Origin of the sequence: Pseudomonas sp. B21-047 (assembly GCF_024748775.1) — a bacterium.
Classification (GTDB): Bacteria; Pseudomonadota; Gammaproteobacteria; order Pseudomonadales; family Pseudomonadaceae; genus Aquipseudomonas; species Aquipseudomonas capeferrum.
The window spans coordinates 3630141-3647065 of the sequence record NZ_CP087169.1 but is presented as its reverse complement, the minus strand read 5'-3'; the positions used below and the strand labels follow the sequence as shown (position 1 = coordinate 3647065).

Genomic DNA, 16925 nt, shown 5'->3' with positions numbered 1-16925 from the left:
ATTAGACAGAAGCGATGCACAGGCCGCTTGTGATGCGGCCTGAGGATCGATTCTCACACTACTGCAGCATCACTGGAATGTGCTGGATGGACGTACAGCTGGCTCGTACCAATTTTTGTACCAATGGCTGTGTTTTGGAGGGGGATGGAATGTCGCGGGGAGGGCTGGAGGGCCCGTAAATACGGGCTTTCTCCGCTTTGCGAAACTCTTCAAAACGTGAAAAACATGTCTGGAGTATGGCTGAATTGCTGTCGAATGCCTTATGACTAAAGGGCGCTACGTGAACGAAATTTAATCCTGTACCCATCCTGTACCCATTACCCTCGTTTCAAGCGTGGCCAACTCGGAGCCATCACCGGTCGCATTCCGTCACTTCGCAGAGGTGGGATGGAGATGATCCGCGCGTCAACGCAGAGGGTAGGGTCCAGTCAGCCCTGTCCCGTTGCTGCAACAGCCGGAAGTTGGCCGAAATGCTTTCGACCAGGTCCGCATCACTGACCGGGTCCAGTCCCAGGTAAGGCTTGCCGTGATAATCCCCGTCATGGGTCAACACCGCTTCGACACGTTCGTCACTGGCCTTGTACAGCGTCTTCATCAACTGGGCTTCCCGGTCCTTGCTGGCGTTGCCGTGCAGCGCATAGTGAATGGCCAGCGCCGCCCCGAACGCCAGCGCAGGCGTCTGAATGCCATGCTTGCGCGCCAGGTCTATACTGCTGAGGATGCGCTCGTTACGCTGCAATTTACGCATCGGATCGCGCCCGACCCGCACGCAAGGGTCCTTGAACGACGTTTTGCACCGTTCGAGGAACGCATTGGCAAAGCTGCTGACAACCTCTGACATCTGCGGGTACTCGGCCATCAATGCCGGCGCCACTTCCTGGTGAATGAGACGCTCTGCCAGCGCACTGACACGGGCGTCCCCCATCCCCTGGCCAACCCAGGTATGCCCCAGCAGGCTGGCATACCAGGCGATGATTGCATGCGGCCCATTCCACAAACGGTTCTTGATGATCTGGATCTGGGTAATGTCCGCGACCGTTTTCACCTGGCGCAGCCGCTCCAGCAAATCACTGCCACGCTCCACGTACAGCGGCATGTCGGGCTCGCTGTTGAACAGGATCAGGTGCAACTGGCTCATGGCGCTGCTGGACTGCGCAAAAGGCCTGAAGTGCCCGATCAGCCGTTCGTACTCAGGGGCCGGCGTGGCGGGTTTGCGGGTGACCGTCGGCTCGTCCTCCAGGCTGTTCCTGAAGATCTGCGACTTGATGCGCAACTGCCGAACCAGCGCGTCATTGCTGATCTTGGAAACGATGCGGCTGACTACCGTTTCGGCGAAGTGGGTCTTTTCCAGCACCTGCTTGCACACCTGTGGCGTGCACAGCAATGCCAACTGCGCTTGCACCTGGCGCCGGACGAACGCTGCACCGCCGATCTTGTTCAACACGATCAGGAGCGTCAGCTCGCGCCCCCTGCGTTCGAAGCGTCGCAGCAAGCCCTTGGCAATGGCCCTGGCCTGATGATGGATTGCCTGTTCGGGCAGACTCATGCCGACCACTTCGGCGGCGTTGTACATCTCGACCACCGCCTCCTCGTCGTCCATGTCGATCATGCGCACATTGTCGATGGTCTGGTCGAACGCGCTGGCGCCGTAGCGCACGCTGTAGCGGCCGAACGCAGCGACTGATTCCCGGAGCATGCGTGAACGGGTCGCGGCAATGATTTCACAGGGACGCGTGTAGCCGTCCCAATGGGACAACACCTGGGTCAGGTAGCCTCCACCGATAGCGCCGAAGCCGTGGATGCCGACACGGAACTGGTTCAGTGAAGCAGGGAACGAATCGTCGAGCGCCGGCATGCCCAGGTCGGGCACGCACTCGCTCAAGTCGGCGAGGAAAGCGTGCATGCCAGGGTAGGCTTTAAGCGCGCCGGCCTTGACCTCGGGCGCGGGCGGCTTGATGTCTTCGATCAGGATTGCCTGGCCCTCGGCGCGGATCGCCGAGAGCAAGCCGTTTTCCGAGTCCTCGACCATGAAGCACTGGCTGGGTTGGCAATTGAGCGCGCGGGCGGCGCGCAGAAAGATTTCTGGGTGGGGTTTGCCTTGACTGACTTCGTCGCCGCAGACGGTGATGTCGAAGTACTTGAGCACGTTGGCATTGATCAGGTACTCCTCGGCGATGGCACGTCGGCTGGAAGTGGCGACCGCCAGGGTCAGGCCGGACTTGCGCAGGCGCTCCAGCACCTCGAGCAGGCCGGCCTTGATCGGCACGCCATGGTTGCGCACGTGCTCAAGTTCGAGCTCGTCGGCGCGCTGGCGGATCTGCGCATAAGGGAAGTCATCGCCGTTGTGGGCCTTGGCGAGGGCCTCGGCCCTTTTCGCGCTCAGGCCCAGCGAGCCGATCAGTGTCTGCTCGCTCAAGGCTTTGCCGAAGATTTCCAGCGAAGCCTGTTTCAGCGTTCTGAAACGTAGGCGCTCGGTGTCGAACATCGTGCCATCCATGTCGAAGATGGCGCTGTGAATTTTCTTGCCCTGAAACATGATCATTGGGTGTTGCCCCTTTTCTTGCGTGAAACATCCCACCTTCAGTCACTGAATGGCGAGTGCGGTATGACGGCGCATGGGCGGTCAGGTAGGGGGCAGGCGATCGACAGGGGCGCGCTCGGGGTCGACCCAGAGGTAGGGCGGGACGGCGCGGGGTGTGCAGAGGAGGGCGGTAAGCTTTGCGGCCAGGCGGGCGCCTGGTTTGCCGTTGACGTCACGCCCACTGGCTGCAGCTTGGCTTGCAGGCAATGGGCGCACGTAGCGATGGATACGTGTGATTCCAAGCATAAGGTGCTTATCTTCCTTTTTGGTGGCTGACGTTCCTTTTTTACCCTTGCACGTATGCGCTGGCACATGCAAGGCGTCAGCAACAATCGTTCGGTTACCGCACACGGTGATGGCAGCTAGCCGCCATCACCCTTTCTCCCGACAAGCACATAGCAGCCCCACTTCCCCAGCATTCCGTGAAGAAAAAAAAGGCCCGCCAAAAGGCGGGCCGCAAAAGGGAGAGGGAGCAACGCACAACACGTTCAGGTCAAGCGACCAGGGTACCTGGCTGCAACTGCTCAGCCAGGGCTTGGGCCGAGGCGCGGGTCAGCAGGGGGCCGCTCACGGGCTCGCCGTTGCGCACCAGGTACCAGCACGCCAGCTGGCCCTGCTGACGCAGTGAAGGGGGGACGGCGCTGCCAACAACGGACATGATCTGGATAGTGGCCATGGGGACCTCCTGTGGAACATGGCCCTACCTTACGCAGCAGCCTCGGTGGTTTGAAATCAACTTGCTCGATAGTGGTCATTAGTTTTATCAACGATCACCAGCGTGGCGAGCGCGATCACGCCCGCCATAAACGTTGTGTAAGGGACGACAAGCGGCTGCGTCTGATACGCTGAAAAAACGATTCAGTTCTGAAAAAGGAGCAGGTTATGTCGACGACTCCCAGCAGAGACACGCAGCTGTGCATCTCCCTGGCCGGCCGGCCCGGTACCTTCGGCGTGCGTTTCCATAACCACCTGTATCAGCAGTTGGGCCTGGACTTCTACTACAAGGCCATGAGCACCGACGACCTGCCGGCGGCGGTGGCGGGCATTCGTGCTCTAGGGATTCGCGGGTGTGGGGTGTCGATGCCCTACAAGGAGGCCTGCATGGCCCTGGTCGATGAGGTTGACCCCTCCGCCGCTGCCATCGAGTCGGTCAACACGCTGGTCAATACCGGCGGCCATCTGAAGGCGTACAACACCGATTACCTGGCGGTGCGTCAATTGCTGGAGCAGCATCAGGTCGACCCGGCCACCGCCTTTGCCCTGCGCGGGAGTGGCGGCATGGCTAAGGCGGTGGCCAGCGCCCTGCGTGATGCGGGCTTCAACGAGGGCATGATCGTGGCGCGCAACGAGCAGGCTGGGCGGCAACTGGCGGATGTCTGTGGTTATCGGTGGGTTGCCGAACTCGGTGACCTGTGCCCGCCGATGCTGGTGAACGTGACACCCATTGGCATGGCCGGTGGGCCGGAGGCCGACGTGCTGGCGTTTTCCGAGAACGCCATTGCAGCGGCAGAGCGGGTATTCGATGTGGTGGCGATGCCGGCGCAGACGCCCTTGATCAAGCGGGCGCAGGCGTTGGGCAAGCCGGTGATCACAGGCCTGGAGGTGATTGCATTGCAGGCACTGGAGCAGTTCGTGCTGTATACCGACGTGCGGCCGACACGTGAGCAGGTTGAAGCTGCTGTGGTATATGCCAGGGATATCTAGGTCGTCTTGACCGGCCTCTTCGCGGGTAGCCGCGAAGGGGCCAGCACCGGTTAGCAATCAGAACGCCTTGTGGCCCTTGTCCAACTGCTGATCCACCAAGGCACGCCCATGCGCCAGTGACACGTGTTGGGCGTTCTCAAGGTCCGAGAAGAACTTCATCGGCATGGGGATGCGCCTGCTGGTATGCCCTTCAGGGTCGGTGATCAGGCACCCGGCGGCGTAGGGTAGGGGGGAGTCGGGGTGGGGCATCACGCTGGCGGTGATGGTGTACTTGCGGTGTTCACAGTGAAGAGATTGCATCGTCCTTACCTCGCTGTGCTTATGAAACCGTTACTTTCATATACCACAGCAAGGGGCCGAGAGTTCCCGGCCCGACGAGCGAATAGCGTTGAGGCTCAGCCCTTGAGTTCAGTCGGCTGAATCACTTCGATCCAGTAGCCATCCGGGTCCTTGACGAAGGCCAGGTGGTTCATGCGCCCATCTGCCAGGCGTTTCTGGAAGGGGACTTCGAGTGCTTCGAAGCGCGCGCAGGCTTCGCGCACGTCTGGCACCGAAATGCAGATGTGGCCGAAACCGCGTGGGTCGGTGTTGCCGTTGTGGTAGGCAAAATCGGCGTCGTGTTCGGTGCCGTGGTTGTGGGTCAGCTCCAGAACACCTGGGATCGACTTCATCCACTGGTGGCGCGCGGCGTCATCGGCAGGGATCTGCGCCGGGTCGACCAGGGCCAGGAAGTACAGGCTGAAGGCGGCTTCGGGGAAGTCGCGCTTGTCCACCAGGCGGAAGCCCAGGACGCGGGTGTAGAAGTCCAGCGACTTCTCGATGTCCTTGACCCGCAGCATGGTGTGGTTGAAGACGAATTTGGCAGTGGCGGTATCCGGCTGCGCGGTGACGCCAGGCAGGGTTTGCAGATCGTGCAGGCTCATGGGAACTCCTGAGACGGGGCCGGGCGCGAGGCACCGGCAAAACAGACAGGCTGGCCATGATACGGCAGTGAAGCGATTGCGCAAATGAAAGCGCCCTGCACGAGGCAGGGCGCTGGAAGAGAGGCCCGCATGTGCGGGCGCGTGGGGTCGCTAGTCCTTTAGCTGTCTCGATAGTGAGCCAGCCCTTGTGAAAAAAGTGTGAAGTACATGTGGACGTTTCATCAGCGTACCCAACTTTCTACCGTGGCGGCGCCGTACTCTTCCTTCCAGGCCTTCAGCCCACGATGGTTGCCCCCTTTGGTTTCAATCAGCTCGCCGGTGTGGGGGTTCTCGTACACCTTGACCACGCGCGGTCGGCGCTGTTGTTTGGGGGCAGTACTGGTGGCCCGAGTTGCCGCCTTGGGGTCGAGGATGGCGATGATATCGCGCAGGCCCTTGTCATAGCTTTTCATCAGGCCGACTAGTTTCTGCTCGAATTCGATTTCGCGTTTGAGGCCGGCATCCTTTTTCAGCGCTTCCAGTTGAGCCATTTGTTCCTGAAGCGCTTTTTCGGCAGCACGAAACTCTGCAAGTCTGGACACTGTAATCACTCCTGTACGTCTTTCGTGGCAGGGCGTGACGAACATTGAAGTAGTACAAAACGCCGGCCACGGGGTGGGTTCCGCTGTTCGCTGACATCGAGTGTAGTCATTCATTGCTACTGGGTAAACTGCAAACTTTTTATAAGTAAGCACGGAACTTTACAGGTTTTCCGGGCGCTATTTCGTGAGGAGTTCGAGGGCCATCGCGAACGGTTCTAGACCAAGGTCCAATGGCCTGAGCCAGAGCCTTTGCGCGATCATTTCAGATGATGCCCGGCGACTGTTCGGGCGTGTCGCAGTACCGCAGCAGGTGTTTGCTGCAGGTTGTTTTTTGCCTTTCTTTCTGGATGTTTCCACGCATGTTTGCCCCCCTCCCTCACGCCCCAGGGCGCCGTGTTGCCGGCTTGTTCCTTTTGTGTGCCGGCGTCAATGCCCAGGCCGCCGGTTTTCTTGAAGACAGCAGCGCCAAGGTCGAAGCGCGGAATGTCTACTTCAACCGCGACTTCCGTGATGGCCTCAGCAGTTCCAGCCAGGGCGCCTCCAAGCGCGAAGAGTGGGCGCAAGGTTTTATCCTCAATGTGCAGTCCGGCTTTACCCAGGGGCCGGTAGGCGTTGGCGTTGATGCAATCGGCCTGTTCGGGGTAAAGCTCGATTCCAGCCCGGCGGACAGTAACAGCGGCCTGCTGCCGTCTTCTGGCCACGACCCGCGGCATTCGGCGGATCAATACGCGAAGATGGGCTTGGCGGCCAAGGTCAAAGTGTCCAACACGGTCTTCAAGTACGGCTCGATGATGCCGGACATGCCGCTGATCAAATACAACGATGGCCGGCTGCTGCCCACACTGTTCCACGGCGCGCTGTTGACCTCCGAAGAAATACACGATCTGAAGTTCACCCTGGCGCGCCTGAACAAGTACACCGCACGGGACTCCACTGACCGCCAGGACATTCGCGTGCACTGCAAGAACAAGCGCTATGCCTGCGATATCGAAGCCGACCACTTCGACCTGGCGGGCCTCGACTACCGTTTCAGTGACCGTGTCAGCGCCCAGTACCAGGTGGCCAAGCTGGAGAACATCTATCGCCAGCACTTTCTCGGCCTGGTGGCGAGCCAGCCGCTGGCGGTGGGCAGCCTGTCGGCCGACCTGCGCCTGATCAAGAGCGACGACATCGGCAATGCCCGCGCAGGCGCCATCGACCACCGTGCCTTCAGCGGTATGCTCGGCTACAGCCTGGGGGGCCACAAGGTCAGTGCCGGCTGGCAGCGCATGTACGGTGACAGCACCATGCCGTACCTGGATGGCAGCAACCCTTATCTGGTCAACTACGCCCAGGTCAACGACTTCGCCGCCGCCCAGGAACGTTCCTGGCAACTGCGTTATGACTATGACTTCAAAGCGCTGGGTGTCCCCGGCCTGACCTTCTTCACCCGTTACATCAATGGCGACCATATCAAGGTCCCGGGCAGCACGGGCGAAGGCAAGGAATGGGAACGCGACACCGAGTTCAAGTACCAGGTGCAAAGTGGCACATTCAAGGATGTCAGCGTACGTCTGCGCAACTCCACTTACCGCAGCAACTATGAGAAGTGGGCACGTGACATGGACGAGACTCGCGTCATCGTCAGTTACAACTTCTCCATCTTCTAGCCGGTGGCTTTGCCAAAGACCCATGGCTGGCCGAGAATGGTCACGGGTAGTGGCAAAGGGCAGGGCAATGAAAGACCTGTTGTTGATTGGCATCGGCCCGGGTGATCCGCTTCAGATCACCTATGAAGCGGTCGAGGCGCTACGTCGCGCCAGCGTTTTCTTCGTGCTCGACAAGGGCACGCAGAAGGACGAACTGGTGCGCTTGCGCAAGGCGATTCTCGAACGCTATCGACCCGAGGGTGGCTACCGGCTGGTGCAGGTGGCCGACCCTTCGCGCGACGGCCAGGCGGCGGATTATGTGGGCGCGGTGCAGGACTGGCACCGCCAGCGCGCCGCGCTGTATGCCCGCATGATCGAAGACGAGGTGGCTGTCGGCGAAGCCGGTGCCTTTCTGTTGTGGGGCGAACCTGGCCTGTACGACAGCACCCTGCGCATTCTCGACCTTGTCCGCGAAGGCGGGTTGGCAGTGCGCCTGCAGGTGGTCCCCGGCATCAGTAGCGTCCAGGCCCTGGCCGCTCGGCATCAGGTGCCGCTCAACCGTATCGGTGAACCGCTGACCGTGCTGCCGGGGCGTCGCCTGGCCGAGCAGGCGCGCATCGACAATGTGGTGGTGATGCTCGACGGGCAGGGCGCGTTTGCTGCGCTCGATGACCCTGACCTGATAATTTACTGGGGGGCCTACCTGGGGACCGCGGACGAGGTGTTGATTGCCGGGCCGTTGCAGGCGGTGAAGGCGAGGATTTTGCAGGTGCGGGCGCAGGAGAGATTGCGCAAGGGGTGGATCATGGACACCTACCTGTTGCGCCGAACGCTGTAATCGATTGCAGGGGGGCGGGCCTCTTCGCGGGTGGCCGCGAAGAGTGCGCGCAGGGTTCAGGGGGGGGGCAGTATCTGCATGACCTTGTCGCGCAACTGGTCAATGCCGAACGGCTTGCTGATCATGTGCATGCCCTCTGGCACGTTGACATTCTCGGCATAGCCACTGGCAAACAGTACCGGCAGTAACGGGCGCAGTGCGCGTGCACGGTGCGCCAGCTCTTCGCCGCGCATGTCCGGTAGGCCCACGTCTGTCATCATCAGCGCCAAGGCCTGCGAAGCATCTTCGAGCACTCGCAAGGCGGTGGTGGCGTCTTGCGCTTCGATGACTTCGTAGCCCAATTCGGCGAGCACTTCGACCATCAGCATGCGTACGATGTCGTCGTCTTCGACTACCAGAAGGTGCATGGTTGGGTTCCTGTGCAAATGAATGTCTTTAATCTGTACGCTGCACGCCAGCAGAAGTTCCCGAGGATACCGATCCTTGCAATCAGATGGAACGATTGGCAAACCCAGCCTTCAAATACTGGCTAAATGCCCTGCCAGGCTCGGCAAAGCTGGTTAGACTCGCTGTTATCAGTGAGCACAGTGGCTGGCAATAATAACGGTCTTTCGCCGCACTTCTTAATGGACTTTTTCGCTCGGGCGTCATCACATGATTCAAGCAGCCTCGATAGACCAGCAAAGCTTCCGCAAGCTGTTGAGCCGCAACATCGGCCTGCCCCTTGGGGTGGGGCTTTTGGGGGCCGTGGCGTTTGTCGCGGTGATCAACTACCTGCTCTCGGCCATGCAATGGGTCGAGCATACCGATCGGGTGATCGGCAATGCCAACGAGACGGTCAAGCTGTCGATCGACATGGAAACCGGCATGCGCGGCTTCCTGATCACCGGGGACGAACGCTTTCTCGACCCCTATGAGGTGGCCAAGCCGAAAATTCTTGGCAGCCTTCAGAGCCTGCGCGCAATGGTCGAGGACAACCCGCAGCAGGTTGACCGTATCGACCGGCTGATGGCCTTGCAGCAGGCCTGGAACGACTTCGGCAACCAGATGATTACCCTGCGCCGTAACCAGGGCGACTACCAGGCATCGATCGGCAACGGGCGGGGCAAGCGCATCACCGACGAGATCCGCAAGGAATTCGACGGCCTGATCAGCACCGAGCAGCAACTGCGCATGGCCCGTAACGAGAAAGTCAGCTCGGTCACCGTGACCGCGATCTCGGTCTTCGTGCTGCTCATCGTCGGCCTCAGTGCCTTGCTGGCCTACCTCGGGCGCCGCGACCTGCTGGCGCTGTCGAGCAGCTACGCGGAAAACCTCGAGGCCCAGCGGCGCGCTGCTGAGCGTCTGGAGCACCAGGCCTGGCTGCGCAACGGCCAGACCCAACTGGCCCAGCAGGTACTGGGGCAACTGACCCTGCCGATGCTCGGCGACAACATCCTGCGCTTCTTCGCGGCGGCGCTGGGCAGCGTGGTCGGCGCGGTGTATGTGCGCGATGAGCATGGCAGCCTGGTGCGCGTGGCCAGCTATGGCCTGAGCGCCGAAGAGCAGGCCCGCGAGCAGATCAAGGGCGACCACGATGGCTTGCTGGCCCAAGCTGTGCGTGAAGGTCGGCTGTTGCGCCTGGAGGACCTGCCCGACGACTATTACCGCTTGAGTTCCGGCCTTGGCAATGGCCTGCCGCGCAGCGCACTGCTGATGCCCGCCACCGATGATGGGCAGATCAACGGCGTGATCGAACTGGGGTTCCTGCGCCCGTTGCAGGCGCGCGATGAAGAGCTGATGGAGCGGGTTGGCGGCAACCTTGGCATGTCCATCGAAAGTGCGCGTTATCGCCAGCGTCTGCAGGAAGTGCTGGCCGAGACCCAGCAGTTGAACGAAGAGCTGCAAGTGCAGCAAGAAGAGCTGAAAACCGCCAACGAAGAGCTCGAAGAACAGTCCCGCGTGCTCAAGGAGTCCCAGGCCCACCTGGAGACCCAGCAGGCCGAACTGGAGCAGACCAACGAGCAGTTGTCCGAACGCACCGATGCCCTGGACCGCAAGAACGACGAGCTCAGCCAGGCCCAGCAAGAGCTGCAGGCCCGTGCTGATGACCTGCAGCGTTCAAGCAAGTACAAGTCCGAATTCCTTGCCAACATGTCCCACGAGCTGCGCACGCCCCTCAACAGCTCGCTGATCCTGGCCAAGCTGCTGGCGGAAAACGGCGAGGGCAACCTCACCGGGGAGCAGATCAAGTTCGCCGAATCCATCTATTCGGCTGGCAACGACCTGCTCAACCTGATCAACGATATCCTCGACATCGCCAAGGTCGAGGCCGGCAAGCTTGAAGTGCGGCCAGAAACCACCCAGCTGGCGCGCCTGGTCGAAGGCCTGCGCGGCATGTTCCTGCCACTGGCCGAGCACAAGGGGCTGGCCTTCGAGGTCAAGCTCGAACCCCAGGTGCCGGTGACACTGTTCACCGATCGGCAACGGCTGGAGCAGATCCTCAAGAACCTGTTGTCCAACGCCATCAAGTTCACCGACCAGGGCCAGGTCGACATGACCATCAGCTACCAGGCCGGCACCGGCATCGTGTTCGCCGTCCGCGACTCTGGCATCGGCATCGCCGCCGACCAGCAGCAGGCGATCTTCGGCGCTTTCCACCAGGTCGACGGCAGCAGCAACCGCCGCTATGGCGGCACTGGGCTGGGCCTGTCGATTTCCCGCGACCTGGCGCATTTGCTGGGTGGGCAGATCAGCGTCGACAGCAGCCCGGGCCAAGGCAGCGTGTTCAGCCTGATCGTACCGGAGCGCTACGAGGTTGAAAGCGAGGAGGTCGAGGCGCTCAGCCTGCGGCCTGCGGTCGACACACTGCCGCCGGCGCCCAAGGTTTCCACCGCCACGGCACCGAAACTGCCGGCGCTTACCTTCGCCGATGACCGCGACCGGGCGCCGTTCGACAACCGCTGCATCCTGGTGATCGAAGACGAGCCGAACTTCGCCCGGATCCTCTTCGACCTGGCCCACGAACTGGGTTACAGCTGCCTGGTGGCCCAGGGCGCCGACGAAGGCTTCGAGCTGGCCGCGCGCTACATTCCCGATGCCGTGCTGCTGGACATGCGCCTGCCCGACCACTCCGGCCTTACCGTGCTACAGCGCCTCAAGGAGCTGGCCGGCACCCGGCACATTCCGGTGCACATCATTTCGGTCGAAGACCGCGTCGAGGCGGCCATGCACATGGGCGCGGTGGGTTACGCGGTCAAGCCGACCAGCCGCGAAGAGCTCAAGGAAGTGTTCGCCCGCCTGGAAGCCAAACTGACCCAGAAGCTCAAGCACATCCTGCTGGTGGAAGATGACGACCTGCAGCGTGAAAGCATCGCCCGCCTGATCGGCGACGACGATGTCGAGATCACCGCCGTGGCCATGGCCCAGGACGCCCTGGCGCTGCTGCGTGAGAACATCTACGACTGCATGATCATCGACCTCAAACTGCCCGACATGCTTGGCAACGAGCTGCTCAAGCGCATGACCGCAGAGGACATCCGTTCATTCCCACCCGTGATCGTCTACACCGGGCGCAACCTCACCCGTGAAGAAGAGGCCGACCTGCTCAAGTATTCGCGCTCGATCATCATCAAGGGCGCTCGCTCGCCTGAGCGCCTGCTCGACGAAGTGACGTTGTTCCTGCACAAAGTCGAATCGCAGCTGTCCCATGAGCGCCAGCGCATGCTCAAGACCGCGCGCAGCCGCGACAAGGTGTTCGAGGGCCGCAAAGTGCTGCTGGTGGACGACGATGTGCGTAATATCTTCGCCCTCACCAGTGCCCTGGAGCACAAGGGCGCCATCGTCGAGATCGGCCGAAACGGGCGCGAGGCCATCGAGCGCCTGGAGCAGCACGACGACATCGACCTGGTGTTGATGGATGTGATGATGCCGGAGATGGACGGCTTCGAGGCGACACGGCTGATCCGCCAGCAAGCGCGCTGGCGCAAGCTGCCGATCATCGCCGTGACCGCCAAGGCGATGAAGGATGACCAGCAGCGTTGCCTGCAGGCTGGCGCCAATGATTACCTGGCCAAACCGATCGACCTGGACCGCCTGTTCTCGTTGATCCGGGTGTGGCTGCCGCAACTGGAGCGAATTTGACTAGCGAGCGCAACACCGACATCGAGATCCGGCTGCTGATCGAGGCGATCTACCTCAAGTACAGCTACGATTTTCGCAACTACTCCGGCGCTTCGATCAAACGCCGGATCCTTCATGCCTTGCGCCAGTTCGACTGCCTGACAGTCTCGGCGCTGCAGGAGCGGGTGCTGCACGACCCGGGCATGTTCATGCAGTTGCTGCAGTTCCTGACGATCCCGGTCAGCGAGATGTTCCGTGACCCAAGCCACTTCCTGGCGCTGCGCAATGAAGTGGTGCCGCTGCTGCGCACATGGCCGTCGATCAAGATCTGGGTCGCCGGCTGCAGCACCGGTGAAGAGGTGTACTCGATGGCCATCCTGCTGCGAGAGGAAGGCCTGCTCGAGCGCACCATCCTCTATGCCACCGACATCAACCCGCATTCGCTGGACAAGGCCAAGCAAGGTATCTACTCGATGCAGAGCATGCGCGAGTATGAAGAAAACTACCGCCTGGCCGGTGGCCGTCGCGACTTCGCCGAGTACTACACCGCGGCCTATGGCAACGCCATCATGGACAGCAGCCTGCGTGACAACGTGACCTTCGCCGACCACAGCCTGGCCACCGACAGCGTGTTCTCCGAAACCCAGCTGGTGTCGTGCCGCAACGTGCTGATCTACTTCAACAAGGAGCTGCAGGATAGGGCCTTGGGGCTGTTCCATGAGTCGCTCTGCCATCGGGGGTTCCTGGTGCTGGGCAGCAAGGAGTCGGTAGATTTTTCGGCCTACAGCGAGCGCTTCGAGCCACTGGTCAAGCCCGAACGGATCTACCGCAAATCATGAACGGCGTACGTGCAGTGGTGATTGGCGCCTCGGCGGGCGGGGTGGCGGCACTGTTCGAGGTGCTCGGCGCGCTGCCACCGGCGTTCAGCCTTCCGGTGCTGTGCGTGCTGCACCTGCCGGACGACCGCCACAGCCAACTGGCCGAAGTGCTGCAGCGGCGCTTGCACCGGCCGGTGCGCGAGGCGTGCGACAAGGAACGGATCAGTGCCGGGCAGGTCTACGTGGCGGGGCCGAGCTATCACTTGTCGGTGGAGCACGACCTGACGCTGTCGCTGAGCCAGGAGGCACCTGTGCATTTCTCCCGCCCGGCGATCGATTTTCTGTTCATTTCGGCGGCCGATGCCTATGGCGACGGCCTGCTTGGCGTGCTGCTCACCGGTGCCAACGAAGACGGCGCCAAGGGCCTTGCCTACATCAAGAACAATGGGGGCCGCACAATTGTCCAGGACCCTCGCGACGCACAGGTCGCCCTGATGCCAGAGGCCGCCCTGGCCCTGCATCAGCCCGACCATATCCTTACTCTGAGCGGTATCGGGCAACTGCTCGCGACCTTGGAAACCCGCGCATGCTAAGCCACACCATCGCCAAACTGCTGATCGTCGACGATCTGCCGGAAAACCTGCTGGCGCTCGATGCCCTGATCCAGGGCGAAGACCGCGAGGTGCACCAGGCCCAGTCTGCCGAAGCTGCGTTGTCGCTGCTGCTGGAGCACGAATTCGCGCTGGCCATTCTCGATGTGCAGATGCCGGGCATGAACGGCTTCGAGCTGGCCGAGTTGATGCGCGGCACCGACAAGACCAAGAACATCCCGATCGTGTTCGTCAGTGCGGCGGGGCGCGAGATGAATTACGCCTTCAAGGGCTACGAGAGCGGGGCGGTGGACTTTCTGCACAAGCCGCTCGACACCCTGGCGGTAAAAAGCAAGGTCTCGGTGTTCGTCGACCTGTTTCGCCAGCGCAAGGTGCTAGGTCGGCAGCTCGAAGCCCTGGAACGCAGCCGCCAGGAGCAGGAGATATTGCTGAACCAGCTGCAACTGGCGCGGGGCGAGCTGGAGCATGCAGTGCGCATGCGCGACGACTTCATGTCGATCGTCTCGCACGAGGTGCGTACGCCGCTCAATGGCCTGATCCTGGAAACCCAGCTGCGCAAGATGCACCTGGCACGGGGCAACCTGGAGGCTTTCAGCGCCGACAAGCTGCAGGCCATGGTCGAACGTGACGAACGGCAGATCAACAGCCTGATCCGCTTGATCGAGGACATGCTCGACGTCTCGCGCATCCGTACCGGCAAGTTGTCGTTGCGCCCCAAGGTGTTTGACATCGGCCAGCTGGTGCGTGGCCTGGTGGAAAACTTCACGGCCCAGGCCACGGCGTTGGAAACGCACATTGTGCTGCAGTGCTGCGAAACGTTGCAGGGCGAGTGGGACGAGTTTCGGATTGAACAAGTGGTGGCCAACCTGTTGTCCAATGCCATGCGTTACGGCGAACGCAAGCCGGTGGAGGTTCGCGTGTTCGAGCAGGATGGCATGGCCTGGGTGCAGGTGCAGGACCAGGGCATCGGTATCAGCGCCGCCAACCAGCAGCGGATCTTCCAGCAGTTCGAGCGGGTCGCTGCACAGCAGGCCAGCGGTGGGCTGGGGTTGGGGCTGTTCATCTCCGAGCAGATCGTCCAGGCCCACGGTGGGCGGATTCTGGTTGACAGCGAGGAAGGCCAGGGCGCCACATTCACCCTGCAATTGCCGCTGGCAACGTTCCAACAACAAAACGACCAGGCGCGGGCAACCTCTGCGTAAGCCTGGGGTCAGATGGCCAACTGTAAGAATTTCAAGGCGTTATCATGAGTGAAGATGCACAAGATGTGGTGCTGGTGGTCGAGGATGAACCGGCCATTCGCATGATTTTGCGTGATTACCTGGCAGGCGAGGGTTATCACGTACTGGTGGCCGAAGACGGTGAACAGGCCTTCAAGATCCTGGCGAGCAAGCCGCACCTGGATTTGATGGTCACTGATTTTCGATTGCCAGGGGGCATTTCGGGGGTGGAGATCGCCGAGCCTGCGGTAAAACTGCGACCGGAGCTTAAGGTGATTTTCATCAGTGGCTACCCGGCGGAGATTCTCGAATCGGGCAGCCCGATCACGCGCAAGGCGCCGATCCTGGCCAAGCCGTTCGACCTGGATACCCTGCACGAACAGATTCAGGCGCTGTTGCGCTGAGGCAGCTGGCCTTCGCGGCGGTGCGGCGATCCGCTGTGCTCCGCGAAGAGGCCCTGGCAGGCTATCGCAGCGTCCGCTCGATCCCACCGACCAGCAAGTTCTCCATCAGCTCCAAGCCTTGTTCTTGAGGCAATGCCTTGAGCCACCCCGGCAGTTGGTTGAGCAACGTCGCAAGCACATGCGCAGTAGCCTCCAGCGCTTGCCCTGGCAGTTTCGCCTGCGGTGCAATCAAACGCAGCAACCCTGCCTCATAGCGCTTGCGCAACGACGCCAGGTGCACCTGTTGCGCCTCGCTCAAACAACATAAATCCCGCTCTGCCAGGCGAAACTGCAAGGGCCGCTCGGCATGCAACTGCCAATGCGCCGCGATCAGGCACGACAACGCCGATGCCCCCCGGGCCATGGCGCGGCGGCCTTGGTCCAGGGTGGCCTGCAGCTCCTCGTACAACTCTTCGATCAAGTCGTACAGCAGGTCCTGCTTGCTCGGGAAATGGTGATACAGCGAACCGGCGGTCAACCCCACGTGGGCTGCCAGTTCACGCATGCTGACCTGGCCAAAACCCTTCTCGGCAAACAGCGCCATGGCCTGGTCACGTCGCTCTTCAAAGCTGGCACAGCGCATCGCAGCGTTAACCGGGGGCATGGCACTCGCTCCTCAATAGGTGAAGAAACCGCGGCCGCTTTTGCGCCCCAGCCAACCGGCCGCGACCATTTCCTTGAGCAACGGGGCAGGGCGGTACTTGCTGTCATTGAAGCCCTCATGGAAGGCCTCCATGATCGCCAGCAGGGTATCCAGGCCAATCAGGTCGGCCAGTGCCAAGGGGCCGATCGGCTGGTTGCAACCCAGGCGCATGCCGGTGTCGATGTCCTCGGCACTGGCCAGGCCTTCCTGGCGCACGAAGATCGCTTCGTTGATCATCGGCACCAGGATGCGGTTGACCACGAAGCCTGGGCGGTTGCCGGCGGTGATCGGGGTCTTGCCGACCTTTTCGGTCACCAGCAAGGCCTGGGCATAGGTGCTGTCACTGGTCTGCAGGCCACGGATGATCTCGACCAGGGCCATCATTGGCACCGGGTTGAAGAAGTGCACGCCGATGAAACGCTCCGGGTGCTCGATGCTCGCGGCCAGTTGCGTCACCGACAGCGACGAGGTGTTGGTGGCAATCAGGCAGTCGGCGGCAACGTTGCCGGCCACTTGCTGCAAAATGCGCTGCTTTAGCTGCAGGTTTTCGGTGGCCGCCTCGATCACCAGCTGCGCGCCACTGAGCTGGGCATAGTCGGTGCTGGTGCGGATGCGGGTTTTCGCTGCCTCGGCCTTGTCGGCGTCGAGCGTGCCTTTGCTGACCTGGCGCTCCAGGTTTTTGCTCAAGGTTGCCACGCCACGCTCCAGCGCGGCATCGGACACGTCCACCAGCAGCACCTGGTAGCCCGCCACCGCGCACACTTGAGCGATACCGTTGCCCATGGTGCCCGCGCCGATCACGGCAATTTGTTCAATGTTCATGGGTCAGTTTCC

17 protein-coding genes are annotated in these 16925 nt (G+C 61.5%); 8 read left to right on the top strand and 9 right to left on the bottom strand.

The window, feature by feature from the left end; all coding sequences use genetic code 11:
• Window positions 1–352 precede the first annotated feature (352 nt).
• The 3 genes from mtlD to LOY26_RS16420 form a co-directional block, all read right to left on the bottom strand.
• Window positions 353–2542 (bottom strand): bifunctional mannitol-1-phosphate dehydrogenase/phosphatase, encoded by a 2190-nt coding sequence (gene mtlD / locus LOY26_RS16430; RefSeq protein WP_258713848.1) that lies wholly within the window; start codon window positions 2540–2542, stop codon window positions 353–355.
• Window positions 2543–2623: 81 nt separating this feature from the next.
• On the bottom strand, window positions 2624–2827 hold the full coding sequence (locus tag LOY26_RS16425) for a hypothetical protein (RefSeq protein WP_186661285.1): 204 nt from the start codon (window positions 2825–2827) through the stop codon (window positions 2624–2626).
• A gap of 247 nt (window positions 2828–3074) precedes the next feature.
• Complete coding sequence (locus LOY26_RS16420; RefSeq protein ID WP_033698857.1) at window positions 3075–3257, bottom strand: hypothetical protein; 183 nt, start codon at window positions 3255–3257, stop codon at window positions 3075–3077.
• Window positions 3258–3463: 206 nt separating this feature from the next.
• Here LOY26_RS16420 and LOY26_RS16415 point away from each other — a divergent pair, with 206 nt between their 5' ends.
• Window positions 3464–4285, top strand: a complete 822-nt coding sequence (locus tag LOY26_RS16415) for a shikimate 5-dehydrogenase (RefSeq protein ID WP_258713847.1) — start codon at window positions 3464–3466, stop codon at window positions 4283–4285.
• 57 nt (window positions 4286–4342) lie between these two features.
• Here the strand turns inward: LOY26_RS16415 and LOY26_RS16410 are convergent, their stop codons facing one another.
• The 3 genes from LOY26_RS16410 to LOY26_RS16400 form a co-directional block, all read right to left on the bottom strand.
• Window positions 4343–4585 (bottom strand): hypothetical protein, encoded by a 243-nt coding sequence (locus tag LOY26_RS16410; RefSeq protein WP_186663136.1) that lies wholly within the window; start codon window positions 4583–4585, stop codon window positions 4343–4345.
• Window positions 4586–4680: 95 nt separating this feature from the next.
• Window positions 4681–5208 carry a lactoylglutathione lyase gene (gene gloA, locus LOY26_RS16405; RefSeq protein WP_047580995.1) on the bottom strand — a complete coding sequence of 176 codons (528 nt, stop codon included), beginning with the start codon at window positions 5206–5208 and terminating at the stop codon, window positions 4681–4683.
• A gap of 221 nt (window positions 5209–5429) precedes the next feature.
• Complete coding sequence (locus LOY26_RS16400; RefSeq protein WP_033698852.1) at window positions 5430–5789, bottom strand: histone-like nucleoid-structuring protein, MvaT/MvaU family; 360 nt, start codon at window positions 5787–5789, stop codon at window positions 5430–5432.
• Between the two features lie 359 nt (window positions 5790–6148).
• On the opposite strand from LOY26_RS16400, the gene LOY26_RS16395 reads away from it, so the two are divergent.
• Together LOY26_RS16395 and cobF are read left to right on the top strand one after the other, a co-directional pair.
• Window positions 6149–7438 carry an OprD family porin gene (locus tag LOY26_RS16395; RefSeq protein WP_258713846.1) on the top strand — a complete coding sequence of 430 codons (1290 nt, stop codon included), beginning with the start codon at window positions 6149–6151 and terminating at the stop codon, window positions 7436–7438.
• A 67-nt stretch (window positions 7439–7505) separates the two neighbouring features.
• Window positions 7506–8255: a precorrin-6A synthase (deacetylating) gene (cobF, locus tag LOY26_RS16390; protein ID WP_186663134.1), complete on the top strand. Its 750-nt coding sequence runs from the start codon at window positions 7506–7508 to the stop codon at window positions 8253–8255.
• A gap of 56 nt (window positions 8256–8311) precedes the next feature.
• Here cobF and LOY26_RS16385 read toward each other — a convergent pair whose 3' ends face one another.
• Window positions 8312–8662 carry a response regulator gene (locus tag LOY26_RS16385; protein WP_186663133.1) on the bottom strand — a complete coding sequence of 117 codons (351 nt, stop codon included), beginning with the start codon at window positions 8660–8662 and terminating at the stop codon, window positions 8312–8314.
• A 247-nt stretch (window positions 8663–8909) separates the two neighbouring features.
• Between LOY26_RS16385 and LOY26_RS16380 the strand changes: the two genes are divergently transcribed.
• The 5 genes from LOY26_RS16380 to LOY26_RS16360 are packed head-to-tail and all read left to right on the top strand — an operon-like array spanning window position 8910 to window position 15409.
• Window positions 8910–12377, top strand: a complete 3468-nt coding sequence (locus LOY26_RS16380; protein WP_258713845.1) for a response regulator — start codon at window positions 8910–8912, stop codon at window positions 12375–12377.
• Window positions 12374–13195 (top strand): protein-glutamate O-methyltransferase CheR, encoded by an 822-nt coding sequence (locus LOY26_RS16375; protein ID WP_033698843.1) that lies wholly within the window; start codon window positions 12374–12376, stop codon window positions 13193–13195. Before LOY26_RS16380 ends, LOY26_RS16375 begins: the two co-directional genes overlap by 4 nt.
• Window positions 13192–13767 carry a chemotaxis protein CheB gene (locus tag LOY26_RS16370; protein ID WP_033698842.1) on the top strand — a complete coding sequence of 192 codons (576 nt, stop codon included), beginning with the start codon at window positions 13192–13194 and terminating at the stop codon, window positions 13765–13767. The genes LOY26_RS16375 and LOY26_RS16370 overlap by 4 nt, the downstream gene beginning before the upstream one ends.
• A complete protein-coding gene (locus tag LOY26_RS16365) occupies window positions 13761–14987 on the top strand; it encodes a hybrid sensor histidine kinase/response regulator (protein WP_186663131.1) in 1227 nt (408 codons plus the stop codon). Before LOY26_RS16370 ends, LOY26_RS16365 begins: the two co-directional genes overlap by 7 nt.
• A gap of 44 nt (window positions 14988–15031) precedes the next feature.
• Window positions 15032–15409: a response regulator gene (locus LOY26_RS16360; RefSeq protein ID WP_186661272.1), complete on the top strand. Its 378-nt coding sequence runs from the start codon at window positions 15032–15034 to the stop codon at window positions 15407–15409.
• 61 nt (window positions 15410–15470) lie between these two features.
• On the opposite strand, the gene LOY26_RS16355 is transcribed toward LOY26_RS16360, so the two are convergent.
• Complete coding sequence (locus LOY26_RS16355; RefSeq protein WP_258713844.1) at window positions 15471–16052, bottom strand: TetR/AcrR family transcriptional regulator; 582 nt, start codon at window positions 16050–16052, stop codon at window positions 15471–15473.
• A 12-nt stretch (window positions 16053–16064) separates the two neighbouring features.
• Entirely contained in the window at window positions 16065–16913 is an 849-nt protein-coding gene (locus LOY26_RS16350; protein WP_033698836.1) for a 3-hydroxybutyryl-CoA dehydrogenase, read from the bottom strand.
• Window positions 16914–16925 lie beyond the last annotated feature (12 nt).